This window comes from Loigolactobacillus backii (assembly GCF_001663675.1).
Classification (GTDB): Bacteria; Bacillota; Bacilli; order Lactobacillales; family Lactobacillaceae; genus Loigolactobacillus; species Loigolactobacillus backii.
In genome coordinates, this window is sequence record NZ_CP014873.1 from 1,317,813 (window position 1) to 1,343,532 (window position 25,720).

The following is a 25,720-nucleotide window of genomic DNA, read 5'->3' on the forward strand; positions in this document are numbered from 1 at the left end:
TTGAGAGAGGGAAGTCATAATGAAAATGCAGCTTGCGGAGATTGCTAACGCAGTTCAAGCGAAGAATGATATAAGTCAGTGGGCAGGAACCGAAATTTCAAGCGTTGCCTTTGATTCAAGAAAATTAACGTCAGGTGCGCTCTTCATTCCGCTTGTTGGCGCTAACGATGGTCATGATTATTTGGCCAACGCGCGAGAACATGGTGCAGTTGCAACCTTCTGGCAAAGTGGGCACGTAGGAGAGCCAACTGATTTTCCGGTGTTGGAAGTTGCTGATCCATTAAAAGCATTACAAAAGTTGGCGCAATATTATTTAGTGAAAGTTAATCCACGGGTGATTGCCGTAACTGGCAGTGATGGGAAAACCACAACTAAGGATATGATTGCGGCTATTTTGAGTCAAAGATTTAACGTTCACAAAACGCAAGGTAACTATAATAATGAAATTGGTGTGCCGACAACAATTTTAAGCATGGAAACCAATACTGAAATTCTTGTTTTAGAAATGGGAATGGATCGACCGGGCCAGCTTGATTTTCTTAGTCAGTTAGTCGAACCAGATATTACTTTGATAACTATGATTGGCGAAGCACACATTGAATTTTTTGGGACACGAGATAAGATCGCTGATGCAAAAATGGAGATTACTAATGGTCTTAAAGAAGATGGTTACTTTATTTATAATGGGGATGAACCACTTTTACGGCAACGAGCTAAGTCGGTTTCACAAAATCAACTAACCTTTGGTAATAAAAAAAGTGATGATTTATGTGCGATGACAATTGAAACAACCAAGGATCAAACTAGTTTTACGTTGGCCACTTATCCAGAAATGATGTTTACAATTCCGTTGCTAGGCGCCTATAACGTGAATAACGCAATGGCGGCCATTAGTGTTGGTCAGATTTTACGAATTAAACCTGAAGAGATGCGGACTGCCTTGGCCCATTTCAGTTTAACTAAGAACCGTACCCAGTGGCTAACAGGGGCTAAGGGCGAATCGATTTTAAGTGATATCTACAATGCTAATCCAACGGCCATGAAGGCAGTTTTAACGGCTTTTCAAGAAGTGCCCGTCACTGGCCGGCGGATTGCTGTACTTGGTGATATGTTAGAATTGGGTGATCAATCGGCGACGCTGCATCGAAGTGTCGCTACTGCCATTCGACCGGATAAGTTAACGGGGATCTATCTGTACGGTGATGAGATTAAACCGCTAGCCGATGAGTTAAAGCGTAATCCTACTTACCAAGAACATGTTCATTATTTTAAGAAGACGGAAAAACAATTAATGATCAGTGAGTTAGTTGCCCAAATTCATCCTGATGACGCAGTATTACTTAAAGCTAGTAATGGGATGCATTTGGATGAGGTTTTAAAGCAATTAGAATTAGCGTAAATCGCAGACGAATAAATTAAGCAGGAACACTTAATTCTAATATTGCAATTGCGATAAACTATTTTTACTTGTGTTTCTTTGACCAATATTAGTGTAAATCTGTTTTTTTAAACACTTTCTAGCGCAGCTTAGCGACCATATTTAAACCTATTAGCAATATAATTTAAATATGAGTGCTACACTCCACTAGAACGTACGCCAAAAAGTCTGGGTTTACGTTATGCAGTAAATCCGAAACCGACTTTTGTCCCGCTCCCTACAGTATTATTTATTGGGTAAATCAAGTTTCAACATGGTATTTTAATTAAGGACCAATTTAATCTCATATTTTCATGAAAACTTTATTAACTATTTATTTGTCATGGACGAACTTTCGTGATAGGATAGATAAGATGCGAAATTAAGCAGGAAATTATTTGCAAGGCAGACGAGTTTTGGGATCGGGAACTGTTTTGCAAATGTGTAACAGAACCCGAGGAGGAACTTATTTGAAATTTACAGATCTAGGTTTAGAACCAGACATATTAAAAGCAATTCGTCGTCAAGGCTATGAAGAGGCAACACCAATTCAGGCTGAAACGATTCCTATGGTATTAGATGGCTTAGATGTTATCGGCCAGGCTCAAACTGGTACCGGTAAGACCGCGGCATTTGGTTTACCAATTATTCAAAAAATTGACAAAAAGAACCCTAACGTTCAAGCATTAATCATTTCCCCAACACGTGAATTAGCAGTTCAAACCCAAGAAGAACTCTATAATTTAGGTCAAGATAAAAAGGTTAAAGTCCAAGTGGTTTATGGTGGCGCTGATATTGGTCGTCAAATTCGTTCCTTAAAAGAGCACCCACAGATTGTTGTTGGTACACCTGGACGAATGCAAGATCATATTAATCGTAAAACACTTCGTTTGGACCACATTCAGACTTTAGTTTTGGATGAAGCCGATGAAATGCTTGATATGGGCTTTGTGGAAGATATTGAGAAGATTATTAAGGCAGTTCCAGAAGATCGCCAAACATTATTGTTCTCTGCAACAATGCCTGCTGCAATCAAAAAAATTGCTGACCGTTTCATGCACGATCCCAAAACGGTTCAGATTAAAGCTAAAGAATTAACGGCTGATCTCTTAGATCAGTATTTTGTTCAAGTTAAAGAATACGAAAAATTTGATACGATGACGCGTTTGTTTGATGTTCAAGAACCTGAAATGGCAATTGTTTTCGGACGAACAAAACGTCGGGTTGATGAATTATCTAAAGGTCTACGTGCACGTGGCTATAACGCTGAAGGGATTCACGGTGATTTATCACAGCAAAAACGGATGAGCGTTTTACGTTCGTTTAAGGCTGGCCGTTTAGACATTTTAGTTGCAACCGATGTCGCTGCTCGTGGCTTAGATATTTCTGGTGTTACTCACGTTTATAACTATGATGTTCCTCAGGATCCAGATAGTTATGTTCATCGGGTTGGCCGTACTGCTCGTGCAGGCCATAAGGGAACTTCAGTTACCTTTGTTACGCCGAATGAAATGAGTTACTTACGGACCATTGAAAAGTTAACTCGTCTAAAGATGAATCCATTAAAGGCACCAACCGTTAAGGAAGCATTTAACGGTCAAATCTCATCGGCTGTCGAAGAAGCTCATAAATTGATTGATAGTAATGATTTAACCAAGTATGAGGCCCAGGCAGAAGAATTGATGAATGACTATACGCCGTTACAATTGGTTTCAGCTTTCTTGAAGTCAATTAGTAAAGATGATGCTTCATCAGTACCCGTTAAGATTACACCAGAACGTCCATTACCAAATCGTGGTGGACATGGCGGTGGCGGTCGAAATCGTCGTGGCGGTGGTTATCGTGGTGGCAATCGGTCATCATATCGTGGTGGTAACAACCATGGTAGTCGTAATGGCGGTGGCGATCATCGACGCGGTGGTAGTGGTAGTAGTGATAACCACTATGATCGTAATAAACGTTACGCAAAGAAGGGTGCAAGTAAAGGCGGTCGCCGGAACTACACCGTTCATGAACATGCTTAATAAGTAGGCACGTTTTCCAGTTATTTTCTTAAAATGAGATAAAAAAGTGATCAACTTTCATGTTGATCACTTTTTTAATGCATAGAATTCGCTATAACTCATTACTTATTACTACTATTTGCTGAAAAATTTGGTAAAATAAATAGTAACCATCATTTACTAAGTTACTAATGTTATACATAAGGAGCGCAATTATGGTTTTTGGAATTGGCGTAGACATCACAGATATTGCAAGGATTAAGGCGGCCCGCCAAAAGAATCCAGGGTTTGTCCAGCGTGTTTTAACGGCAAATGAACAAGTTATCTTTAACACGCTCTCGACTAAACGTCAGGCGGAATTTTTAGCTGGCCGTTTTTCTGCTAAAGAATCCTTTGGTAAGGCCCTAGGATCGGGAATTGGAAAAACCAGTTTCCAAGATATTGAAATTTTAGATAATGCTATAGGTAAGCCAGAAATTACGTTAAATCCTTTTGATGGTAATGCGTTTGTTTCAATCTCGCATACTGATACGCTGGTCATGACCGAAGTTGTTTTAGAAAAGAGGTTAGAATAATGGTGATTGGAACACACCGGCCGACAAAATTAGTGATCGATCGCCAAGCAATTAAGACTAATATTCGGCAGGAAATGAAGCGTTTAAACGATGATACTGAAATTTGGGCGGTTGTAAAGGCTAACGGGTATGGTCATGGCATGGTGGAAGTTGCTACTGTGGCCCAGGCCGCCGGTGCAACTGGCTTTTGTGTGGCAATTCTTGATGAGGCGTTAGCACTGCGCGCGGCTGGATTTACTGAACCTATTTTGGTATTGGGTATTACTGAGCCACAAGCAGCAGAATTGGCGGCTAGCCAGCAGATTTCATTAACAGTCGGTTCTTTAGCTTGGCTGGAGACAGCAGCAACGGAATTACATCAAACAGTACTTCAAGTTCATTTTGCTTTAGATACAGGAATGGGCCGAATTGGGTTTCAAACACCTGCCCAACTTCAGGCGGCCGAGGCATACATAACTGAACACAGTAAATTTAATTTGGCCGGTATTTTTACGCACTTTGCAACTGCTGATGAGGCGGATACGGCTTATTTTGAAGGGCAAGTCAAGAAATTCAATACGTTAATGGCAAGTTTAAAAGAACGGCCGCATTACGTCCACGTGTCTAATTCGGCAACGAGTTTGTGGCATGCGGCCTGTAACGGTAATGTCATTCGTTTTGGCGTCGCAATGTACGGATTGAATCCCTCTGGCGGCGAATTAAGGCCACCTTATTCACTGCAACCAGCATTGCGGCTTGAATCTACATTGAATTTTGTCAAGCAAGTACACGCTGGTGATGGTATCAGTTATGGTGCAACCTATAAGGCGACTAAAGATGAATGGATTGGAACAATTCCAATTGGCTATGCCGACGGTTGGCCCCGGCGAATGCAAGGATTTCACGTTCTGATTAACGGTGAGTACTGTGAAATTGTGGGGCGTGTTTGTATGGATCAATTAATGGTGCGCTTGCCAAAAGAATTGGCAGTGGGAACCAAGGTTACTTTAGTTGGTCAAAATGGTTTACACGCTATTACATTACAAGATGTGGCTACTTACGCTGAAACAATTCATTACGAAATTGCTTGCGGTTTCGCAACAAGGGTACCAAGAACGTACCAGAATTAAAACGTAATATTGCTGTAACCTTATGCCCATTTAAATGTCTCCTAAAACATGTTAAGATTATGAAGATATGATGAATATCCCGTGAACTAATGTGATGGAGGTCATGACGATGGAATTAAAGACCAAAGAGTTCGTTGCGTTTGATGAACAAACAAAGAAAAAAATCGACGCATACTGTGAATATTATTCGGTGGATGAAAATGACTTAGTAAATGGTGCTATGATGGAATTCTTTAAAATCCACCAACAGAAACTTGACACTCTCATCAACGGTTATATTGAGATGGGACATTTAAACGCAGAGATTGCGCGTGAATTCAGTCCGTGTGAATGTGAGGCGGATCAGCTCATCCGTTAGGAGTGTCGTCGGGAGGCATCTATGGATCCAGTTGTAAAACGCGGGGATATTTTTTATGCAGATCTTTCACCAGTCGTTGGTTCAGAACAAGGTGGAATGCGACCAGTATTAGTGGTCCAAAATAATATTGGTAATCATTACAGCCCAACTGTCATTGTTGCGGCGATTACTGCCAAGATCCAAAAGCCCAAAATGCCAACACATGTAGGTATAACGGCCAAACAGACTGGCATTGAAAAAGATTCAGTAATCTTGTTAGAACAAATTAGAACAATTGACAAACAACGTCTACGCGATAAGGTGGCACATTTGGCTGATGATTTAATGGCCAAGGTTGATAGTGCAGTTGCGGTAAGCGTAGGTCTTAAAAGTATTTAAACTGCTATTATCTATTTTCTAGAGCGAGGTAAAACGTTACTTTTAGCGGCATAGTTTAACTCAGCGAAGAACCAATTGAATGGCTGAAGTTGACTTGTTGGGCTCTTCGTCAACTGTTGTTGGTGAATCCATATTTCGAGTTCTAATCACTTCGTGATTAGGGCTCTTTTTGTTTTGATTTTGAAAACGTATAGTACTCGAGTTCTAAACCTCCAGAAGCTGCGATAGCCAAAACTGGCTCGTTTGATCGCCTTGATTTTATTATTAGAACCTTCCAAAGGACCATTTGAATAGTGTGTGGTAAAGGTGTTACGAATCTCATCATGATGGCTTTCAAGTGTTTTAATCGTGTTCTTCATTTCTTCAGAATACGTTTTGTTATTCCAAAATGCCGCATTGTAGTTATGCCAATCTTGATGTTGGACAGCTGACCGGACGCTGTTTAAGACTTGATAAGTTTGTTCTAGTTCTGAATCCAACGATAACAGCTGATGGACAACATCGGTGGCAGCCATCCAGTAAGGAAAATTAGTCCACTTTTTGAATTGTTCAAAGTTAAGCTGTTCAGTTGGTACTAACAACAGCTTCCAGTAGCGCTTAAGGGCGTGAAATTCGCGAGAAGACGGGGTAAACTTCTTCATCACCTTGATTCTGGTTTTGTTAAACGCCCGATTTAGGGCGTTGATAATATGAAACTTGTCCATGACCACCATGGCATTGGGGAACACGGTCTGCACAAGCTTGGGGTAGGTATAATTCATATCAGTCACAATAATTTTGACGTTTTCTCGGGCAGCTTGATCGAAGCGGTAAAAATACTTCTCTAGTTTATTGATGGTTCGATAAGGGAGTAAGTCGATTAATTCATGGGTTTCGCCATTCATGAACTCAAAGCTCATGGCACCAGTAGCGCTCTTGGTACTCTTCACCTCATCCATTAAGATGATCTCTGGTAAATAGTGCCAATTGGTTTGAAAGTCTCGTTCAGCGCGCATTAACTGGCGGCCCACAAATGAATCTGATGCCGATACTTCATTGGCAATGTGCTTCAAAGAGACCGGTTCACCGAGCTTCTCTAGGCATTCTTTGCGGCTGGTGTTTGAAATTGTACAGTGTTTCGGAACTGCCACTGTTTGTGCAAGAAAGTTGCCGTGACATTCTTTACAGTGGAAATAGCGGCGCTTTAAGGCTAAGATGACGGTGTTGCTCAGAACCTTCGAGAATCTGATAGTGGTATTGCGCCAGCCGTAGTTAATAATCTTTTGATCATTGATAATCCCGCACTTGGGACAAGCCTTCGGCGTGTAATCCAAGTGGCCAGTTAAGCGAATAACCCCGTCTTCTCCAGTTTCACCGTCAGTAATTTTTAGGTTCTCGTCAGCTATTCCTAATAATAATTTTGTAGTATCATGACACATAGGGCATTTCCTTCTTTCTGAAAAATCTTCGTGGTGGTTGACTTGGATGAACGGACAGGAAATGTCCGCTTTTTTATTCTAGCCATAAATAAAAAATCTGTCATCAGTAATAGATGAAAATCTATTACCAACAACAGATATTGTAGAACCACTTGTTGTGCGGTAGCTTTTTGACTCGTATTTTTTTGATTAAATTAAAGGTCTGCGCTACGTTATTATTGAACGAAGTTTTTCTGGAATGTTTAAATCTATTTTATTATAAATTTTCGGTAAATATGCTTGAATATTGTCAAAGCAGTATTGTTATCAATAATTTCAAGCGGTCATAATTTTTAATTACGAAGTAGAATGAACCTCTTTTACGACATTCTCCAAATAAAAAAAGTTGGCCAAGGGACCCAACTTTTTGATAGTTATTAGCTATTCAGTTTGAAGATTTTCAACTTCTATTACTTCAAATCCCTTTCGTTGTAAGTGGTCAATAATTTTTTGTAAAGTTGCTTCAGAAGTACCTTCAGGTAGTGTAAAAAGCGTCCGCCGAACTAAATCACCTTCTGTGGCGTCTAGTGTTAGGCAGTTAGCGATGGAGACGTAGCGCGTGATGATCCGTGACATGTCGGTTAACTCACCACGTCCATCTGGAGAGGTGACTGTAATCACGTAACTACCAACTTTAACGTTCCAAGATTGGGAAAGCATGCCCAGTAAGTGGTTATGGGTTAAAATACCGTAAAAATAGCCGTGTTCATTCAAAACGGCTATGTAAGGTAAATCCTTAATTGTAAAAAAGACTTTAAAAAATGGTGCATCCAAATTAATGTACTTAGTTGCATTTTTTAGTAAATGAGTTACAGGTAAGCTCATGTCGCCGCCACGTGATTTATGACGGTAAATGTGCATTTTATAAATATTTCCACGGAAAATCTTGCCTGATTCGTCTAAAACAGGCACACAGCGAAAGTTTGAATTTTCGAGAATTTCAAGTGCTTCTTCAAGTGTTGCTGACTCCTCAACGGTAGTTAGCTGAGCCTTAGGTTGAACTAATGATTCCAATAACATTATATGATTCCTCCAAAATTAAAACTTTCTCATTTTGTACTGAATAATCATAGCATAAAAAGGCGACTATTAACACAATAAATATGTGAATCTTCACATAAAAAGGAGAAATAATGCGTAACGAAATGATGCACCGGCCAGTGATTGACCACGAAGTTTTGGCCTACTTACGCCGCGGCCAAATGCCATTAACCGGACAATTAGGTAACATAGAAGCAGTGGCGCGAAAAAAAGGAATTCCGATTATTCCGGCAGAAACGGCGGCTTTTATTAGCACACTGTTTAAGGCACTGCAACCGCAAAATGTTTTAGAAGTTGGAACAGCGATTGGATTTTCGGCGGCCTTAATGTTGACTGCAATGCCTGAAAATGGGCATGTAACGACAATTGATCGCTTTCCAACCATGCAAGAACGAGCAAAGGCCAACTTTGAACTGTTAAATATTAGTAAACAGGTGACACAGTTGGCAGGTGATGCCGCTACAATTTTACCCAATCTAACAGGAATTTATGATGTTGTCTTTATGGATAGCGCCAAGGCAAAGTATTTAGACTTTTTATCTGATTGTCTTCGTTTGGTTAAGCAAGGTGGTGTCATACTGATTGATGATATTTTGCAGGGTGGTACAATTTTGGATTCACCGAAGACAATTCGGCATCGTGATCATGCCATTCACCGTAAATTAAATTTATTACTGGATTATGTTTTTCGTGAAGAACAATTGCAGGCTAGCCTATTACCTTTAGGTGATGGTTTGTTAATGATTACTAAGTTAACTGCAGGGCCCTTTCATATTCCTAACTAATACAAAATAGCGCACAGTTTTATTCGCTAAGTGATAGGTTAGTTAATAGGGCAGGCTGTTAATGGCTAGTGCCATCAGTATTTATGAATAACGGTAATAGTGACGTACTAATATCATCAAACGATTAAAAAAAGAATAGCTTAGTTTAATTTTAGCCTTAAAAAGTGAAATTAGACTAGGCCTTTTTAGTACCAAAAAGCTTGATATTACAGCAAAATGGCCGACAAGTAAGTGGAAACTAAGTTATTTCTTTATTGAAAAGGCTTGCATTTTTATAGTATGTCATATATATTTAATGACGTACTATAAAACTAATAGAGGTGTCCATTTATGAAACAAATTTATTTCTTTGCTGAAGGTAATCGTGATATGCGTGCTTTACTTGGTGGTAAAGGCGCGAACTTGGCCGAAATGACTGGTCTTGGTTTACCAGTACCTAGTGGTTTCACCGTCACAACTGATGCATGTCACCAATATCAGACAAATAATAACAATATGACGTCACAATTAGAAGAAGAATTGAAAGACGCGTTACAACACTTAGAAGAACAAACCGGTAAGTTATTTGATAATACGGCCAATCCATTATTGGTCTCTGTCCGCAGTGGTGCGGCCATTTCAATGCCAGGTATGATGGATACAATTCTGAATCTTGGATTAAATGATCAGACCGTACTTGGTTTGGCTAAACAGACTAATAACGAACGTTTTGCCTGGGATTGTTATCGCCGTTTGCTACAAATGTTTGGCAATGTTGTTTTTGGAATTCCTGAGAAGACTTTTGATAATGAAATGACCAAACTTAAGCAGGCCAAACATTATCAATCAGATTTAGAATTAACAACTGCCGATCTAAAACAATTAGCACAACAATTTAAGGCACTATATACGGCCACTGAGCATAAGGCGTTTCCACAAAATCCACACGAACAACTGCAACTGGCCGTTGACGCCGTCTTTTCATCTTGGCAGAATAATCGGGCCAAAGTTTACCGTAAGTTACACGGTATTCCCGAAACTCTTGGTACGGCCGTTAACGTTCAAATGATGGCCTTTGGTAATAGCGGCCAGGATAGTGGTACCGGCGTTGCTTTTACACGTAATCCAGTTACTGGAGAGGCCAAGCTGTTTGGTGAATTCTTAAAGAATGCACAGGGCGAGGATGTTGTATCTGGTTTACGGACACCGCAACCAATTCATGAGTTGGCCGATTCAGATCCAGAAATTTACCAACAATTTGTTGATAGCGTGCAAGAATTAGAAAATCATTACCGTGATATGCAAGACGTCGAATTTACGATTGAACACGGTAAACTTTACTTCTTACAAACACGAAATGGTAAGCGAACACCCAAGGCTGCTGTTCAAATTGCCGTTGACCTAGTTGAAGAAGGCAAAATCAGTGAAGCTGAGGCATTGATGCGAGTTGATCCAGAACAAATTACGCAACTACTGCATCCAGAATTTGCGGTCGACGATTTAAAGGGCAAAGCTGCACTTGCTAAGGGCCTACCTGCAAGTCCAGGGGCCGCTAGTGGTCAGATTTACTTTACGGCAGCTTCGGCCAAGGCAGCACACGAAGCAGGTCATCAAGTTGTTCTTGTTCGGCAAGATACTTCTCCCGAAGACATTGAAGGCATGGTTGTTAGTGAAGCAATTGTGACGAGTCGTGGTGGCATGACCTCCCACGCGGCTGTTGTTGCCCGGGGAATGGGTAAATGTGGCGTTGTTGGTTGTGCAGCAATTACAATTGAATCCGACAAGTCAGTTAAAATTGGTGAACAAACTTTTCATGAAGGCGATAATTTATCTGTTGATGGAACAACTGGTAAATTATATGCCGGTATTTTAAGCACAACAAAGGCAGCACAAGATCCTAATTTACAAAAATTTCTGCAGTGGGCGCAGAAAAATGGGAACGTTGACGTTTTTGCTAATGCTGATACACCAGCCGATTTTGAACAGGCATTACGGTTTGGGGCCAAGGGAATTGGATTGACCCGAACTGAGCACATGTTCTTTAAGTCCGAACGATTATTTCAGATGCGTCGGTTAATCATTGCCCGAACGGCGGATGATCGAATTGACCCATTGAATAAATTACGTGAAATGCAGCAAAAGGACTTTGTTGCCTTGTATCGTTTGGCTGAAGGCAAGAACGTGACGATTCGGCTACTGGACCCACCATTACACGAGTTCCTGCCCCATGATGAGGTAGAATTAAAAGAAGTCGCTACTGCCATGAACGTCTCGGTAGATAAATTACGTAATCGGGTTGCTGAATTAAAGGAAGTTAACCCGATGCTTGGTCACCGTGGCTGTCGTTTGGCTGTTACTTATCCGGATATTTATGAAATGCAGGTCACTGCGATTGCAAATGCGGCGTTGCAGGTTCGATCTGAAGGCATTAACGTTAAACCGCACATCATGATTCCATTAATTGGTTCGCTAGTTGAAATGCGTTGGGTTAAGGATCGTTTAGTCGCCAAACTGAATGAAGTGTTCGCGACCACAAAGCAGCCACTTCATTATCAGATCGGGACTATGATTGAAATGCCCCGTGCTTGTCTAGTTGCTGATCAAATTGCGCAAGAGGCCGATTTCTTTAGTTTTGGGACTAATGATTTAACCCAACTAACTTATGGCTTTTCACGTGATGACAGTGGAAGTTTCTTGCCTGATTATATTGAAAAAGGCTTGTTACCGGCCGACCCATTTAAATCGCTTGATCAAGAAGGTGTGGGCGCCTTAATGAAGATGGCGGTTAATGGTGGTCGTAAAGAAAAACGCTCATTGCCAATTGGTGTTTGTGGCGAACTTGGTGGCGATCCCGAATCAATCAAATTCTTTGATGCGATTGGAATTGACTACGTTTCGTGCTCACCATACCGAGTTCCCGTTGCAGTCTTGGCCAGTGCGCAGGCAGCAATTAATCGCCGCCACCAACCAAGTTTTGCTAAGTCAACACCAACAACACATTAATATATTATTGCGAGCGTAATTTAAAGGGCAGGCGAGTATGGTAAAAGTATATTTTGCCACGCTCACCCGCCTTTTAAGTCGCTCCTTAATCAGTTATACTGACAGTAGTGAAATTAAGATAAGGCGGCAATTAGCGTGGAATTTACAAAAAGGCAACGGGAAATTATTGAGATTGTTAAAAATGAACAACCAATTAGTGGTAATAAAATTGCCCAACACCTTAACTTAACGCGACCAACTCTGCGGAATGATTTATCAATTTTAACGATGACAGGGATGCTAGATGCTAAACCAAAAGTGGGGTATTTTTATTCTGGTCAACACGCTAATCCGTTAACTTTTGAGACATTATATGAAGTGCCAGTAGCAACTGTGATGTTGACACCAGTTTTAATTAAACCGACAACAACACTACAGGATGCGGTTACGACGTTGTTCATGTATGACATTGGATCACTCTATGTTGCTGATGATGAGCAACAATTGTTAGGGGTCATTTCGCGAAAGGATCTACTACGGGCTACTTTGAATACGCAGGATTTAACACAAATCTTTGCGTCGATGATTATGACCCGAATGCCAAATATTACAACAATTACGGCGGAGGATCGAATCTTAGATGCAGGTTATTTGCTCATGTCGCACCAGGTTGATTCATTACCAGTACTGGCCGAGCGAAGTAAAAAGGTTGTCGGTAAGGTTACTAAAACTAAAATAATGCAGTATTTTGTGGAAGTCGGAATGAAGATTGAACATGAAAAATATGATTAGAGGTCACTTTTAGGTATGATTAGACTAATTTAGTTGATAGAAATTGTTTCAAAAAATATCCGGTTAGGTCTAAAGGCGTTACTAGAATTAAAGTTTCAAACGATTAGCCTTAGATTAGTTGATAGATGGGAGTAAGCTAGATGACAAAACAGCAAGTCAAAATTTACGTCATTTCGGATTCAGTAGGTGAAACGGCACAACGAGCTATTCAGGCAACTTTGCTGCAGTATCCAGCGGTAGAGGCGACGATTAAGATATTTCCGTTTGTAACGGAAATTGACGAGCTTGAACCAATCATGCGTGAGGCAGCAGTCGAGAAAGCACTTATTGCAATAACACTTGTCGATCCGAAACTTGTTCAGTGGGTAACGGACTTCACCTCTACCCACCAGATGACGCTGGTTGATTACATGACTCCCTTAATGACCAAATTAGCTGGATTAACGCAAGAGCAACCGATTCGTAAGCCTGGTATTCGTCACGCGATTAATCAAGATTATTTAAAGAAGGTCGCCGCAATTGATTTTGCCGTTGCTCATGATGATGGACAACAGTTACAAAGCTTTTTGAAGGCCGATTTAATTCTACTAGGTGTTTCGCGAACGGCAAAAACACCAGTTAGCCTATACTTGGCAAATCAACGGTTGAAGGTAGCAAACTTACCGTTAATTCCCGGGACACCACTGCCCGAAGATCTTCTTAGCTGGCCAAAGGAAAAATTGGTCGGTTTAACGATTGATCCTAAACGGTTGCAATCCGTTCGGCAAACACGGATGGCCGGTATGGGATTAGCCAAGGCCAATCAATATACAGATTTAGAACAAATTAGGGCCGAATTGCAGTACGCCGATCAATTATTTTCACAATTAAAAATAGAACCCATTGATACAACTGTACGTTCAGTTGAAGAAACGGCGGCCGTAATTTTAGCGGCAAGAAAAGCCCAAAGTGATTAAAGGACACTCAAACGTTGTCTTGTGGAACATATTTTGACGATAATATTCGAAAAAGCAAGCGGCTGGGACTTCTGTCTTGGCCGCTTGCTTTTTCCGAACATTGCTCTAGAACGTGCGCCAAAAGTCTGGCTCACGTGCTTAACTACAACTAATTCAATAAACGTACTATGGTTATTGAATTAGCCTACGCCACGCAGTGAACCTAAAATCGACTTTTGATGCACTCCTTTGATGTTTATTATTTTAAAGTTGACCTTCAATTCGGTTATAGTAGTCAACCGCAATATCCGTATCACTTACGCGTAACTTGGTGACACTACCGTTTAATGGACTTTTGGTTAAATCAAATTGGTTGGTGCCGTATTTGCCAACAATGCTACGAATTGTAGTCCCGTGACTGACCAGTAAAACGTTAGTGTCCGTCTGATTTTCTTCACGAATTTTAGCAATTCCCTGTAAAAGGCGATGCCAATATTCAGTGCTGTTTTCGGCGTCATGAAAAGGATCAGCTTCCTTCATAAAATCCTTTGAAGCATCAATTGAGTAGTTCGTAATAATTTCGGCGAAGTTTTTGCAGCCGTGCGGATAACCGGCCATGTACCAGGTTTCTGAAGAATTGGCACCTTCAAAATAACCGTAGAATTGCTCACGAAAATAGCTAGTTTCTTCTGGTTCAGTTATTAAAGAGGAGTCATTGGCCCTTAAAATAAGGCGGGCCGTATTACGTGCACGGCCGGTATCGCTGCAATAAGCTCGGGCAAATTTGAGTTGTGCCAAGCGATTACCTGTATTTTCGGCGTCCTGGATACCCTGTTCAGTTAGCGGGGAGTCCGCCCAGCCTTGCATGCGATTGTAGCGATTATAGTAAGTTTGGCCGTGACGTACAAGGTAGACCGTCAAATTTTTCATGTTGCGTTAACCTCCAAATTAAATAAAATGTCTAAAATAGCGCGAAAAGCAGAAATTACTTTTTTCGCGCTATTTTTAATTAAGGTTTAAAAGTACCAGCTTCAACATCTTGAATGAACTGTGTCAGGTGTTCGAAGTAAACTGGTGCATTATCGATCATGTGGTGGTGACCACCATTAGGGGTTGTCACTAAACGAGCATTAGGCATTTGTTCCGCCATTCGTTTTGCTGTCGCTAATGGCATTGTTTCGTGTTCACCAAAGGTTAATAGTGTCGGAACCTTGATGTTTTTAATTTGATCACGAATATCCCACGACTTTAGCTTACCAGTCACAACGAATTCATTATTACCTTGAAAATCATTGTAGACGGGCGTTGCTGTTGTATCAACCAAGTGGCTAATTGCCGGTGGCTGTTTACGGTCAACGTAACCCTTATTGAGAATATCAACGTAACCTTGATAACGTTCATTGTCGAGGTCATTGCGGTTTTCGCAATCTTGCATGTAAGCAACGGCATCAGCAGGTAAAGCCTCTTCACGTACTTGGTTAATGTGCGTGACGTATTCATCAATATTATCCACCATACTAGAGATGATGGCTCCCTTTAAGTGTTGGCCGTACTTTAATGCGTAAAGCATGGTCAGGGCACCACCCCAAGATTGGCCAATTAGATAGAAATTATCTAAACCTAATTTCTGGCGAACTTCTTCTACTTCATCCAAATAATAATCGTAAGTCAAAAAACGATCGCGATTTGCTTTTTGATTAAAATCAGGTTGGTCAGAGTACCACGAACCAAGCTGATCGTACATTGAAACCTGCACGCCGATTGGGGCTAATTTATCCGCGAAGTTCTCGTAATATTCGTGATTGCCACCAGGGCCACCGTGAAGTGTGAGAAGTTTGATGTCGCCAGTGCCATCAGTGTGCGTCCAGAGATGGTAACCATTCTCCAACGTAATAATGTGTGTTCCATTTTCTGCCATACTATCACCTAATTCCTCTATATAATATGTCTATCTTAGCACAATCGTAAGCGAAGGAAAAAGAGACGGCTAATTACAGAAATCGATCACACTGTCTAAGTTTTTTTAAAAGTGCTTAAGAGATCACTAAGCTATCGGCTTACTGGTCAATTTCAGGTATAATGAAAGATAAGGGAACGGGACTAAATTAAGTTATAGAAGGAGTAAGAAGTTATGAGTAGAAAATGGCAGCAATGGTTAGGTGTCGCTATGCTTCTTGTTGGTGGGTTGTTCTTATGGCGCACTACTACAGTGCAGGCGGACGATACAACCACCACTAGTTCAAGTTCGGTAGTCAACGAGCGCTGGGGGAAACCAACATTTATTTATGGTGGTGGTCTCACACAGGATCAGGTGCAGCAAACAATGCAGATCATGAATATTTCATCGGATCAAGTAACGACGGAAAGTGTGACTGGGCAAGATCTTGTTCATTACCTCGGTTCTGGTTCCGGCGATACTAGTGTAATGATTTCCTCAGTGCTTGTCACCCGTGAGGATAGTGGTCATGGGATTACTGTAAAAATTGATACACCAAGTGATATTACACAAATTACGGCCGATGAATATAAAAATCCGTTGATCACAGCGGGAATTAAGGACGCAACCATTGAAGTGGCCAGTGTTAAACCGGTGACCGGGGAAAGTGCCTTGACTGGAATTTATAAGGCCTTTGATGTTAATGGTGAAAAAGTTGATCCAACCCGGGCAGCCTTAGGCCAACAGGAATTGGAAACGACGAATGACGTTGCTCAAGATGCGGCTCAAGAAAATGAACAGCAAAATCCTAATCAAAGTAGTAGCGAGAATAAATCCGACACGACAAAAATTAAACTGCAATTGGCCAATGTGTTAACTGATATCAAGCAGCAGCTGGCAGATTTGAAGAACGAAGGTAAGACGGCCAACACAACCCAGATTACTACGATTGTTAATAATTCGATTAAGGATAATCATTTGGAGGGTAAAATTAGCCAAACAAACATTACCAAGATTGTTAATTTGGCTCAAAAATACCAGTCAACTTCTGGTGTATTAGATAAATCTAGTATGAATCAGTTGGATAAAGCTAAGTCGAGTATTAATAGTACTTTAAATAAAGTGGGTGGCGTTTTGCAGAACGCCCAAAATTCTAGCTGGTGGCAACGTTTTGTTAATTGGGTTAAGAACCTTTGGAATAGTATTTTTTAGTGAGGTTGGCAAATGAATAAACGAATGACACATGCAGCGTGTACCTCGATTTTGGTAGGTAAGGATGCAACAATTGATGGTTCCACAATAATCGCCCGTAATGAAGATAATTACGTTGCAATAGCTCCGAAACGACTAATTATTCGTGCGGCCAAAGACTATCATTCTGAGTATTTTGTATCAGCCAATAATGGATTTAGGTGGCTACTTAACGGTCCGGCACTGCGCTATACGGCGACACCTGATCGGGATGCCAGTGCGGGATTGTACGAGGAATCGGGAATTAATGGGCATAATGTCGCAATGAGCGCCACGGAGAGTGCCTACGCCAATAATCAAGTTTTGGCGGCTGATCCGTTAGTTGGTAACGGGATTGCAGAAGACGCAATGGTCAGCGTGGTTTTACCTTTCGTCAAATCGGCCCGGGCTGGTGTTGAACGCCTAGGCCAAATTGTCACTCAATCTGGCGCGGCCGAAACTAACGGGGTTCTTTTTAGTGATGCCAGCGAAGTTTGGTATATGGAAATTGCTACTGGACATCAGTGGGTGGCCCAACGAATTCCTAGCAACGCTTATGCAGTTGTGGCCAACCAATTGGCGATTCAAGAGATTAATTTTGCTGATCAGGAAAACTTTATCACGGCACCTGGGTTACAAGATTTTGTAGTGCTGAATCATTTAAATCCACGACCAGCAACGTTTAATTTTCGCGTGATTTTTGGGACCCAAACACAAGAAGATGTTCACTATAATTCACCGCGAGTTTGGGAAGGACAGCGAGTACTGACGCCAACGGTGATACAGCAACCGGAGGCCACTGATTTACCATTTGTTCAGTATCCCGACCAGCGGCTCAGTTTGGCGGATATTCAACGAGTTTTACGTTCCCACTATAATGGAACGCGGTATGATCCGCTGGGAACAACAGGAGACCAAAATAGTCGAGAAAAGTACCGCGCAATTTCCTTATCCCGAACACAAAATTCACACATCTTACAAATCAGGGCGGATAAACCTGAAGCATTGGCGGCCATTCAATGGGTGGCCTTTGGCATTAGTGCGTTTAGTCCGTACGTCCCTTTTTATAGTAACAGTACGGTAATTCCACAGGCTTACGCCCAGACGCCGGCTAAAGTGACGCTAAGTAGCGCCTACTGGCTATATCGTGTTTTGGCGGTCTTAGTTGAGCCACATTATTTAAAGCTGGCACCAACAGTAGTCGATTTTCTTACCGAATGTGAACGGATAGCGTTGCAGCACGTTACGGCTACTGATCACCTAAGTGAATTGCTACCGGACAATGTTATTTCAACCGTATTAACGCAAGCTAACAAGGAAATGACACAGCAATTCATGACTAAGACGCAGGCCTTTCTTGGCGAATTGGTTATTAAGAATTCAGCCCTGTCGAAACTAACTTTTGCCATGGATAAAAATTTGTAATTAAAATAATCTAAGCTTAGTTCTGCTGTTAATCGATGAAAAATCGATTAACAGCAGAACTTTTTTGTTTACAATGAAAAAAAGGCCAAAAGCTGGTTTTGGATTTACTGCGTAACGTAGGCTAATCCAATAACCGCGACTTTTGAGACACTTTTTTAGTGTAATTGATTTCGTTGCAAAATATCGCCTGCTTTGGCATCTAGTCGTAATTGGACGGTACCGACACTTGGACTTTTTAACGTTAGGTCGTAGTAGGTGACACTGTTAGCCTTGCCCAAAGTATAGCGCAACAATTTACCATCCTTTACCTGATTATGAGCAATCATATTCATTATTTTTAATGATTTAACGCCGGTTAAGTTTAAAGGTTCGGCGTTTTTTAAGGTACTTGAACTTGCTTGGTGAGTGACCTTAGCCGTGTTTGGCTGCATAGCGCTAACGGTCATTTTGATGAAGCGTTGGTGTACTCGCCCGATCAGGTGGTAAGTATAAGTGTGGTGCTCTTGTTGTAAAGTAACTTGTAGTAAGGTGGCGTTAGGTTGTTTTTGGTTAAACAACTCAACTGCCTGCGTAAGGCCCACTTTTGCTGTAAAAATATTCTTTGGTTGATTTTGTTTAACGGGTGAATTAGTGCTGGATTGGCTAGTTTGCCGCTGTGAATTTGATGAACTACAGCCAGATAACGTTAATAGTAGCAGGCCAATTAGGGTTAATTTTAAAGCCCGTTTAAACATCAATTCTTGATACTCAATTGATGTCGAATTTCTGGAACATCGGCCTTATCGCCAGTAAAAATCAAGTGATCACCCTTTTCTATAAAAGTGTCGCCGTGAGGGGCGATAAATAGGCCATTACGATAAATTCGACTGATCGTAATACTATTAATAAACGGTAAATTTTGCAATTCCATTCCTGCGTAGCGCCGATTTTGGACCGCTACCTCATAAAGGCCAGCAGAAGTGTCAGTTAGCAGTTTCAAGGTGGAAGGCGATTCAATCATTCCGCGGAGCAAACTAATATTAACGTCAAAGGAGTTAAACAATTCAACTCCTTGCTGATTTAGGATCTCGTCCTTATTATCCGCAACGTTTTTTTCTTCAAACCGGGCAATAATTCGGGGAACATTATGTTTGCTGGCGGTCTGAGCAGTGCGAAAGTTTAAGTTATAGTCAAAATAGCCTAAAACCATAATATCAGTATTAAAAGCGTCGGCATCCAGCAGCGTTTGTTCATCAAGGTCAGGAAGAAGTTCAACGTTGGCCTCACTGTTGTACGTATGATAATTTTTAGGTATCGTGGTAAACATTTTAATGTCATACCAGCCCTTAGATAGTTGTTGCGCCACCGGAATAGTTAGTAGATTTGTACCGATAAAGGTTACGCGGGTTTTAACCAAATCTTCTTTTTCTGGTGCGTAAAGTTTGTTGAAAATAATTGGCGAGAAGATACAAGTAATGACAGCAGCCAAAATAAAAGCACCCGCTTGTTGGCTTGTGATTGCGTGTAGGTTTTGCGCAACGGTTAAAGTTGGGATCACAACCGTAATTGTGGTGGAGGCAAGAAAGCCGCCGGCCCAAGCATTTTTAGTGGTGTACCGTTGGCGATAGAAAAATACCGGAATAATCTTAGCAAGCATGAAGCAAGCAAAAAAGACGGGAATTAAAACTAATGATTGTCGATTTGATAATAGTTTGGGCAGATCTAATTTTACTCCGGTAGTAATAAAAAAGATCGGAATGAAAAAGCCGTAGCCAGTTGACGTTAACTTGTCCCGGGTCGCGTCACTAGGCTGCAGTAGTTTCATAACAATACCTGCCAAAAAGGCGCCTAAAATATTTTCGGCACCGACTCTTTCCGCAATTGTGACTAACGCGAAGATCAGGAAAAATGCCAGCCGAATATCCAATTGGGTTGTTGATTTATCAATTCGTGAAAAGAATTGGTGAATACTGCGAAAACGTAATAAAAGAAAAATTGCGGCAAGAAAAATCAAAAGAACTAACCACAAACTTTTAGATTGACCACCGTTAATTGAAGCGTAGGCAGTCAATGCGAGTAATGGCACAATTTCGCCTAACGCGGCAGTAAGTAAAATTGTTTGGCCAAACGCCTTACTTAAAAGTTCTTTTTCGGTTAAAGCAGCGATAACCACGCCTAAAGCGATGGTAGAGAAAATAATGGTAGCCAGTAAAATATCGTTGAACAAACCAGTCAAATGAAGTAACCAGCCTAAAAGTGCAGAAGTAATGACAATACCAGTGTAAGCACCAACGGCCAATTTGACAGGAGTCCACTTTGCGGGCTTAGCATTACCAATTGGCTTTTGCGGTCGAAATAAATTGAAGTCGATTTCCATCCCAGAAAGAAAGATAAGAATAATCACTCCGAGACTAGATAATTCCCGCAGGTTTGCCGTAAAATGAACCAGATTCAAGAAACTCTTACCTAAAATAATACCAACGATAATTTCGGCCACAGCTGTTGGCACTAACGTGATTTTAAAGCGTGCCATGAATAATGGTGTCATTAATGCTGCTAGTAATACGATCAGTAGTGATAGTTGTGCCATTGCTTTACGCCTCTTTTTTGTTTTTATCATAACATTTTAGAGAAAAATGGCACAAATAAAAATGAATGACTAAAGGATGAGCATCTTCCTTAAAGCATCTCCTTGGCAGATACTAACTAAAATAGTTGGGCCATAAATTAAGAGACCAGGACAACGGCCCTAGTCTCTTATTTTTCCGAACATTACTTTAGAATATGCGCCAAAACTGACTTCTGTCTACTTGAAAGCTCCAACTATTTTTCGTAGTAGAATAAAAAGTACCATTTAACGTTACCTAATCATCCATTTTTTTAATGTGGTGTTTTTTAATGAGATTATAAATGCCAATTGTGCAACCAGGAATTAAGGCAACAATAACGACACTCAATAAGATTAATGAAAAGTGATTTTGAACTAAGGGCAAACTGCCAAAGTAGTACCCTAAAAGTGAACCACTGGATACCCAAATTAAAACACCAAGAAAGTTATATAGAATAAAACGGCGGTAGCTCATTTTGAATATACCCGCAATTAACGGGATAAAGGTTCGAATCATTGGAACAAAACGGCCGAAGATCACTGTTTTACCACCATGCCGAATAAAAAAAGCAGAAGCGTGCTCAAGTTGATCATCTTTGATATGGCGCTTGATAAACCTTAAACGTCCAAGGTGCCGGCCAATTTCAAAATTAACGGTGTCGCCGATTAATGCGGCAAAGAAGAACGTTAAAAAGAGTAATTGCATATCAAGAAAGAAGCCATTACGTGCTGCTAAAGTACTGCTAATAAAAATAACCGATTCACCAGGTAAAAAAGGAAAGATGACTAGGCCGGTTTCAATAAAAATCATTAAGAATAAAATGGCGTAACTGTAATGACCAAAATATTGAAAAAGCGGCAATAGGACAGACTCCAAGTGGGTTAGGCCGTAAATTAATGTGTGTACCAAGTCATCCCTCCTCATCAACAACATTAATTCTAGAGTACACTGTTTATAGCAAATGGTGCAACGCCAAACGTAAAAAATAGGCATGATTTAAACAAAAATTTATAACTAACAGTTGTACTTAAACGAGGTCGCATACTGTTTAACAACTAGTTGATTCAAACGACATTAAAACAGAGAACCCACGGGTAGATAGGTTAGTAGGTATTTAAGTATATTTACTAGTTGACTGACATTCGATCACTATGTGGTTTCAGTTCGCACCGATTGTATGAAGCCGCGGAAAGTGCTAAAATTGAATATCCAAATAACTTAAGTTTAGTGTTCATAAGGAGGCAGTGCATCAGTGACTGAGAAGCAAAAAGAACAAGCACGAGTAGATGATGTTGTAGCCAAAATTAAGTCAACTGAAAGTAAATTGACTAAGAAGATCAGTGAAGCTAAAAGTGATGAACAATCCATCAACGATAACTTTAATAATGATGTGAAGCTAAATACTGGCTCTTATGAAGGCATGATGGATACTGCCCTATCGATCAGGCAGCAACAGCAAATGCTGAATGAGCGGAATAATAGTTGGCAGCATTCAGCACAGCAACTGGATGTTTTACAGCGTTTGGATAAGACGCCTTATTTTGCGCGGATTGATTTTCAGGAAGATAAGGCCAAGGCGGCAGAAACGATATACATTGGGTTAGGTTCCTTTACCGATTCTACGGATCACTTTCTAATTTATGACTGGCGGGCACCAATTTCGTCGATTTATTATGATGGTAATCTTGGCCGAGTGACCTACCAAACGCCAGACGGTGAACAGGCCGTTAACGTCAGTTTAAAACGACAATTTTTGATTGAAAATGGTCAGATTAAAACCATGTTCGATACCCAAGAGACCATCGGCGATCAAATGTTGATGGAAGTACTGGGTGAACAATCTGACACTAAGATGAAGAGTATTGTCACCACAATTCAGCGGGAACAAAACCAGATTATCCGTGATACTTCGGCTAAACTGTTATTTGTTCAAGGTGCTGCTGGCTCTGGGAAAACGTCAGCAATTATGCAGCGAGTTGCGTATCTGTTATACCGGTACCGGGGAAATTTAAAGTCTAGTCAAGTGATTATGTTTTCGCCTAATCAGTTATTTAATGACTATATTTCTAACGTTTTACCGGAATTAGGTGAACAAAATATGGTGCAGTTAACGTATCATCAATACGCTGCCCGGCGTTTGCCCAATATTGAGGTGGAGGATCTATTCACTCAATTTGAAAAGCACGAAAATCACGTTGACAAGAAGGTCAGTCGCTTAAAATCCAGTTTGGCATTTCTGGAAGCAACCCAGAAGTACGCTGAACATTTGGAAAAGGCGGATATGCATTTTCGGGATGTGAAATTACGTAATGAAGTTTTTATCGATAAAGATCGAATTGAAAAAACTTATTATAAATACAATGAAAACTATCATTTAGGTAATCGATTAACTGCCACAAAGGAAAATTTATTACGTTATTTGGGACGCCGAATTAATTCGGAAATGCGATCTAAATGGGTTAGTGAATTTATTGAAAGCCTTGATTCAGAGGGAATTAATAAGTGGTATGGTGATCATCCGCATAATTTTGAGAATGGTGACAAGGAATTTAGTTTCTTAGCCCGGCGTGTTGTAACGGCCGCCTTTGAAAGTGTTCGCCGAGGAATTAGTCGGAATCATTTCTTAAATATTAAGGGTCAGTACATCGACTTTCTACGGCAAGTACCAAAATATCTAGATCTAAAACAGTTTAACGTTAGCGAAGAAGAATGGCAGTTGGACGTTAACCAAGTTTTAGATCGTTTGCGTCAGAAAAAGTTAGCAATGGATGACGTGACACCTTACCTTTACATGTACGATTTAATAACTGGTAAACACGGTGATCGGGATATTCGCTATTTATTTATTGACGAAATTCAGGATTATACACCTTATGAATTAGGCTTTTTGAAAACTAGTTTTCCACGAGCTCGTTTTACGCTGTTAGGCGATTTGAATCAAGCTATTTTCACTCAAGAAAGTAGCTTGCTTAAAGAATTGGGAACGATGTTTGAAAAGGAAGATACGCGGGTTATTCAACTAACTCAGTCTTATCGCTCTACTGAACAGATTACGAATTTCACTAAGGCACTGTTGAAAAATGGCGAGAAGGTCACTGCTTTTAATCGTGAGGGGCCAACTCCTAATTTGATTGTCCGACCAACAACTCGTGATTTAGTGACGGCCTTAAAGCAGCAGCTAACGGTTAACGATGAAGCCGGTCAGACTACGGCGATCATTACGAAGACTCGGCAGGACAGTGAGGCACTTTACACGATAATGCATGATCAGAAAGTGCCAGTGACGCTGATTCGGTCTGAAAATCAACGTTTGGCGGCTGGAACAATTATTGTCCCATCCTACTTGGCCAAAGGGCTAGAATTTGACGCGATTATTGCTTGGCAAGTCACAGCGGCCAATTACGGGAATGACGACGAACGGCAGCTACTATATACAATTGCTTCGCGGGCAATGCATCATTTAACGCTAATGGCTGAAAAAACGGTTTCACCATTGTTGAATGACGTGCCAAAAGAACGGTATACAGTTGATAAAAAGAGTGTTTGAAAAAGCGTTCGGATGCTACGCTACAATTGAGAATTAGCTATAACCGGAGTCGGCTTTTTTGAACAGGTTTACGCTAGATTGGCTAGGGCGATACTAGCAAGCGTATTTTGCAAACACGACCTAGACCAGTTAAACTTATTTATAGAAAATAGAAAAGCAGCGTACTCGTTTAGCCAATTAATCTGGTTTTAAACGAGTACGCTGCTTTTTTGCTAGTTATTAGTTGAAAATTAGAACACATTTAATAGGTAATTTTTTGTTAGTTACGATCAGAAACCAGTCATCACCGAGTCTTATAGTAGGCTCTTCCAGTCACGAGCCCAAACGGCGCCCATAACCTTTCGACCGGCATGAACCCCAAGCACTGGCCCTAGGGTACTGGTATCAATGGCAACTTGTGGGTAACTAGCCTGAAAATCATTAACCCAGTTTTCACTTTCGGCCGCATTATCGCCGTCAATGACGTCAATCCGAACGGGATAATCAACTTGATTAATGTAATCAGTGATTTCACGTTTAACGTGGTTAAAGGCACGCCGGGAAGTACGTTCTTTAGCAACCGCGACAATCTTTCCTTGTTTATCAAAGTTTAAAATTGGTTTGATACGTAACATGTTGCCAACAATAGCCGAGGCGTTGCTTAGCCGGCCAGTACGAACTAAATGGCTGAGATCGGCAACAATAAAGTCAACCCGTTGGCTATCACGTAGTATTTTTAAGGCTGCAAGAATTTCGTCAACGGATTTACCAGCCTTAGCTAAATTAGCAGCCAATAAAGCCATGTTGCCTTCTGCTGCGGTGGTTAATAGTGAATCAAAAGGATAAACTTTTATGTTAGTAATGTTCGGTAAATAGGCCTCTAAATTAGGAATAAAGCTGGTGATGCCGCTGGACAGGTGAATACTGATAACAGCATCGTAACCTTGTTCTGCTAGATCATCGTATACAGCCTGAATTTGGCCCATGGAAATCTGAGCTGTACTAGGTAGTTCCTTATGTGTTTGTAACATATCGTAAAATTGTTTAGTTGTAAGATCGACATTTTCTTTGTAAGTAGTTTTTCCAAAAATAACGGTAATTGGGACGACCGTTATATTATTTTCGTTTGCTTGTTGTTCGGTTAAGTAGGATGCACTATCAGTTACAACAGCAATCTTCATCTATTTCACTTCTTTCATCATTT

Annotated in this window: 21 protein-coding genes; 13 read left to right on the forward strand and 8 right to left on the reverse strand. The window is 40.8% G+C overall.

Annotated elements, in window-relative coordinates; genetic code table 11:
• Positions 1–19: 19 nt before the first annotated feature.
• The 6 genes from AYR53_RS05725 to AYR53_RS05750 all read left to right on the forward strand — a co-directional run bounded on the left by AYR53_RS05725 (position 20) and on the right by AYR53_RS05750 (position 5,840).
• Complete coding sequence (locus AYR53_RS05725) at positions 20–1,399, forward strand: UDP-N-acetylmuramoyl-tripeptide--D-alanyl-D-alanine ligase (RefSeq protein WP_068281169.1); 1,380 nt, start codon at positions 20–22, stop codon at positions 1,397–1,399.
• Positions 1,400–1,887: 488 nt separating this feature from the next.
• Positions 1,888–3,441 (forward strand): degradosome RNA helicase CshA, encoded by a 1,554-nt coding sequence (gene cshA / locus AYR53_RS05730; RefSeq protein WP_068225557.1) that lies wholly within the window; start codon positions 1,888–1,890, stop codon positions 3,439–3,441.
• 194 nt (positions 3,442–3,635) lie between these two features.
• On the forward strand, positions 3,636–3,995 hold the full coding sequence (gene acpS / locus AYR53_RS05735; RefSeq protein ID WP_068281168.1) for a holo-ACP synthase: 360 nt from the start codon (positions 3,636–3,638) through the stop codon (positions 3,993–3,995).
• On the forward strand, positions 3,995–5,104 hold the full coding sequence (gene alr, locus AYR53_RS05740) for an alanine racemase (RefSeq protein ID WP_068281167.1): 1,110 nt from the start codon (positions 3,995–3,997) through the stop codon (positions 5,102–5,104). Before acpS ends, alr begins: the two co-directional genes overlap by 1 nt.
• A 109-nt stretch (positions 5,105–5,213) precedes the next feature.
• The gene (locus tag AYR53_RS05745; RefSeq protein ID WP_068225554.1) at positions 5,214–5,462 is read left to right on the forward strand and encodes a hypothetical protein; all 249 of its coding nucleotides are present in this window, start codon (positions 5,214–5,216) and stop codon (positions 5,460–5,462) included.
• Between the two features lie 21 nt (positions 5,463–5,483).
• Positions 5,484–5,840, forward strand: coding sequence for a type II toxin-antitoxin system PemK/MazF family toxin (locus AYR53_RS05750; protein WP_068281166.1), 357 nt, complete (start codon positions 5,484–5,486; stop codon positions 5,838–5,840).
• Between the two features lie 146 nt (positions 5,841–5,986).
• On the opposite strand, the gene AYR53_RS05755 is transcribed toward AYR53_RS05750, so the two are convergent.
• A complete protein-coding gene (locus tag AYR53_RS05755) occupies positions 5,987–7,258 on the reverse strand; it encodes an ISL3 family transposase (RefSeq protein WP_035457977.1) in 1,272 nt (423 codons plus the stop codon).
• A 420-nt stretch (positions 7,259–7,678) separates the two neighbouring features.
• Positions 7,679–8,317, reverse strand: a complete 639-nt coding sequence (gene cbpA / locus AYR53_RS05760; RefSeq protein WP_068281165.1) for a cyclic di-AMP binding protein CbpA — start codon at positions 8,315–8,317, stop codon at positions 7,679–7,681.
• Positions 8,318–8,430: 113 nt separating this feature from the next.
• Here cbpA and AYR53_RS05765 point away from each other — a divergent pair, with 113 nt between their 5' ends.
• The 4 genes from AYR53_RS05765 to AYR53_RS05780 all read left to right on the forward strand — a co-directional run bounded on the left by AYR53_RS05765 (position 8,431) and on the right by AYR53_RS05780 (position 13,832).
• Entirely contained in the window at positions 8,431–9,123 is a 693-nt protein-coding gene (locus tag AYR53_RS05765; protein WP_068225551.1) for an O-methyltransferase, read from the forward strand.
• Between the two features lie 330 nt (positions 9,124–9,453).
• Positions 9,454–12,105: a pyruvate, phosphate dikinase gene (ppdK, locus tag AYR53_RS05770; RefSeq protein ID WP_068281164.1), complete on the forward strand. Its 2,652-nt coding sequence runs from the start codon at positions 9,454–9,456 to the stop codon at positions 12,103–12,105.
• Positions 12,106–12,240: 135 nt separating this feature from the next.
• Complete coding sequence (locus AYR53_RS05775; protein WP_068225549.1) at positions 12,241–12,876, forward strand: helix-turn-helix transcriptional regulator; 636 nt, start codon at positions 12,241–12,243, stop codon at positions 12,874–12,876.
• A 140-nt stretch (positions 12,877–13,016) separates the two neighbouring features.
• Entirely contained in the window at positions 13,017–13,832 is an 816-nt protein-coding gene (locus AYR53_RS05780; RefSeq protein WP_068225548.1) for a pyruvate, water dikinase regulatory protein, read from the forward strand.
• 243 nt (positions 13,833–14,075) lie between these two features.
• Here the strand turns inward: AYR53_RS05780 and AYR53_RS05785 are convergent, their stop codons facing one another.
• On the reverse strand, positions 14,076–14,741 hold the full coding sequence (locus AYR53_RS05785) for a histidine phosphatase family protein (protein ID WP_068225547.1): 666 nt from the start codon (positions 14,739–14,741) through the stop codon (positions 14,076–14,078).
• 79 nt (positions 14,742–14,820) lie between these two features.
• Positions 14,821–15,729 carry a proline-specific peptidase family protein gene (locus AYR53_RS05790; RefSeq protein WP_068281163.1) on the reverse strand — a complete coding sequence of 303 codons (909 nt, stop codon included), beginning with the start codon at positions 15,727–15,729 and terminating at the stop codon, positions 14,821–14,823.
• Positions 15,730–15,942: 213 nt separating this feature from the next.
• On the opposite strand from AYR53_RS05790, the gene AYR53_RS05795 reads away from it, so the two are divergent.
• Both AYR53_RS05795 and AYR53_RS05800 read left to right on the forward strand, forming a co-directional pair.
• The gene (locus AYR53_RS05795) at positions 15,943–16,959 is read left to right on the forward strand and encodes a DUF1002 domain-containing protein (RefSeq protein WP_068225545.1); all 1,017 of its coding nucleotides are present in this window, start codon (positions 15,943–15,945) and stop codon (positions 16,957–16,959) included.
• Positions 16,960–16,971: 12 nt separating this feature from the next.
• On the forward strand, positions 16,972–18,402 hold the full coding sequence (locus AYR53_RS05800) for a C69 family dipeptidase (protein WP_068281162.1): 1,431 nt from the start codon (positions 16,972–16,974) through the stop codon (positions 18,400–18,402).
• Positions 18,403–18,557: 155 nt separating this feature from the next.
• Here the strand turns inward: AYR53_RS05800 and AYR53_RS05805 are convergent, their stop codons facing one another.
• The 3 genes from AYR53_RS05805 to AYR53_RS05815 all read right to left on the reverse strand — a co-directional run bounded on the left by AYR53_RS05805 (position 18,558) and on the right by AYR53_RS05815 (position 21,899).
• On the reverse strand, positions 18,558–19,139 hold the full coding sequence (locus AYR53_RS05805; protein WP_068225543.1) for a hypothetical protein: 582 nt from the start codon (positions 19,137–19,139) through the stop codon (positions 18,558–18,560).
• Positions 19,136–20,971 carry a cation:proton antiporter family protein gene (locus tag AYR53_RS05810; RefSeq protein ID WP_068477254.1) on the reverse strand — a complete coding sequence of 612 codons (1,836 nt, stop codon included), beginning with the start codon at positions 20,969–20,971 and terminating at the stop codon, positions 19,136–19,138. Before AYR53_RS05810 ends, AYR53_RS05805 begins: the two co-directional genes overlap by 4 nt.
• Before the next feature lie 274 nt (positions 20,972–21,245).
• Positions 21,246–21,899 carry a VTT domain-containing protein gene (locus AYR53_RS05815; protein ID WP_068225541.1) on the reverse strand — a complete coding sequence of 218 codons (654 nt, stop codon included), beginning with the start codon at positions 21,897–21,899 and terminating at the stop codon, positions 21,246–21,248.
• A 343-nt stretch (positions 21,900–22,242) separates the two neighbouring features.
• Between AYR53_RS05815 and helD the strand changes: the two genes are divergently transcribed.
• Positions 22,243–24,537, forward strand: a complete 2,295-nt coding sequence (gene helD / locus AYR53_RS05820) for an RNA polymerase recycling motor HelD (protein ID WP_068225540.1) — start codon at positions 22,243–22,245, stop codon at positions 24,535–24,537.
• A gap of 293 nt (positions 24,538–24,830) precedes the next feature.
• Here the strand turns inward: helD and AYR53_RS05825 are convergent, their stop codons facing one another.
• Positions 24,831–25,697: a DegV family protein gene (locus AYR53_RS05825; protein ID WP_068225539.1), complete on the reverse strand. Its 867-nt coding sequence runs from the start codon at positions 25,695–25,697 to the stop codon at positions 24,831–24,833.
• Between the last annotated feature and the right edge of the window lie 23 nt (positions 25,698–25,720).

What these genes read in the sequence shown, in the direction of transcription:
- AYR53_RS05725 (WP_068281169.1), top strand. Translation starts at nt 20, where the DNA reads ATGAAAATGCAGCTTGCGGAGATTGCTAACGCAGTTCAAGCGAAGAAT.
- acpS (WP_068281168.1), top strand. Translation starts at nt 3,636, where the DNA reads ATGGTTTTTGGAATTGGCGTAGACATCACAGATATTGCAAGGATTAAG.
- alr (WP_068281167.1), top strand. Translation starts at nt 3,995, where the DNA reads ATGGTGATTGGAACACACCGGCCGACAAAATTAGTGATCGATCGCCAA.
- AYR53_RS05745 (WP_068225554.1), top strand. Translation starts at nt 5,214, where the DNA reads ATGGAATTAAAGACCAAAGAGTTCGTTGCGTTTGATGAACAAACAAAG.
- AYR53_RS05750 (WP_068281166.1), top strand. Translation starts at nt 5,484, where the DNA reads ATGGATCCAGTTGTAAAACGCGGGGATATTTTTTATGCAGATCTTTCA.
- AYR53_RS05755 (WP_035457977.1), bottom strand. Translation starts at nt 7,258, where the DNA reads ATGTGTCATGATACTACAAAATTATTATTAGGAATAGCTGACGAGAAC.
- cbpA (WP_068281165.1), bottom strand. Translation starts at nt 8,317, where the DNA reads ATGTTATTGGAATCATTAGTTCAACCTAAGGCTCAGCTAACTACCGTT.
- AYR53_RS05765 (WP_068225551.1), top strand. Translation starts at nt 8,431, where the DNA reads ATGCGTAACGAAATGATGCACCGGCCAGTGATTGACCACGAAGTTTTG.
- ppdK (WP_068281164.1), top strand. Translation starts at nt 9,454, where the DNA reads ATGAAACAAATTTATTTCTTTGCTGAAGGTAATCGTGATATGCGTGCT.
- AYR53_RS05780 (WP_068225548.1), top strand. Translation starts at nt 13,017, where the DNA reads ATGACAAAACAGCAAGTCAAAATTTACGTCATTTCGGATTCAGTAGGT.
- AYR53_RS05785 (WP_068225547.1), bottom strand. Translation starts at nt 14,741, where the DNA reads ATGAAAAATTTGACGGTCTACCTTGTACGTCACGGCCAAACTTACTAT.
- AYR53_RS05790 (WP_068281163.1), bottom strand. Translation starts at nt 15,729, where the DNA reads ATGGCAGAAAATGGAACACACATTATTACGTTGGAGAATGGTTACCAT.
- AYR53_RS05795 (WP_068225545.1), top strand. Translation starts at nt 15,943, where the DNA reads ATGAGTAGAAAATGGCAGCAATGGTTAGGTGTCGCTATGCTTCTTGTT.
- AYR53_RS05800 (WP_068281162.1), top strand. Translation starts at nt 16,972, where the DNA reads ATGAATAAACGAATGACACATGCAGCGTGTACCTCGATTTTGGTAGGT.
- AYR53_RS05810 (WP_068477254.1), bottom strand. Translation starts at nt 20,971, where the DNA reads ATGGCACAACTATCACTACTGATCGTATTACTAGCAGCATTAATGACA.
- AYR53_RS05825 (WP_068225539.1), bottom strand. Translation starts at nt 25,697, where the DNA reads ATGAAGATTGCTGTTGTAACTGATAGTGCATCCTACTTAACCGAACAA.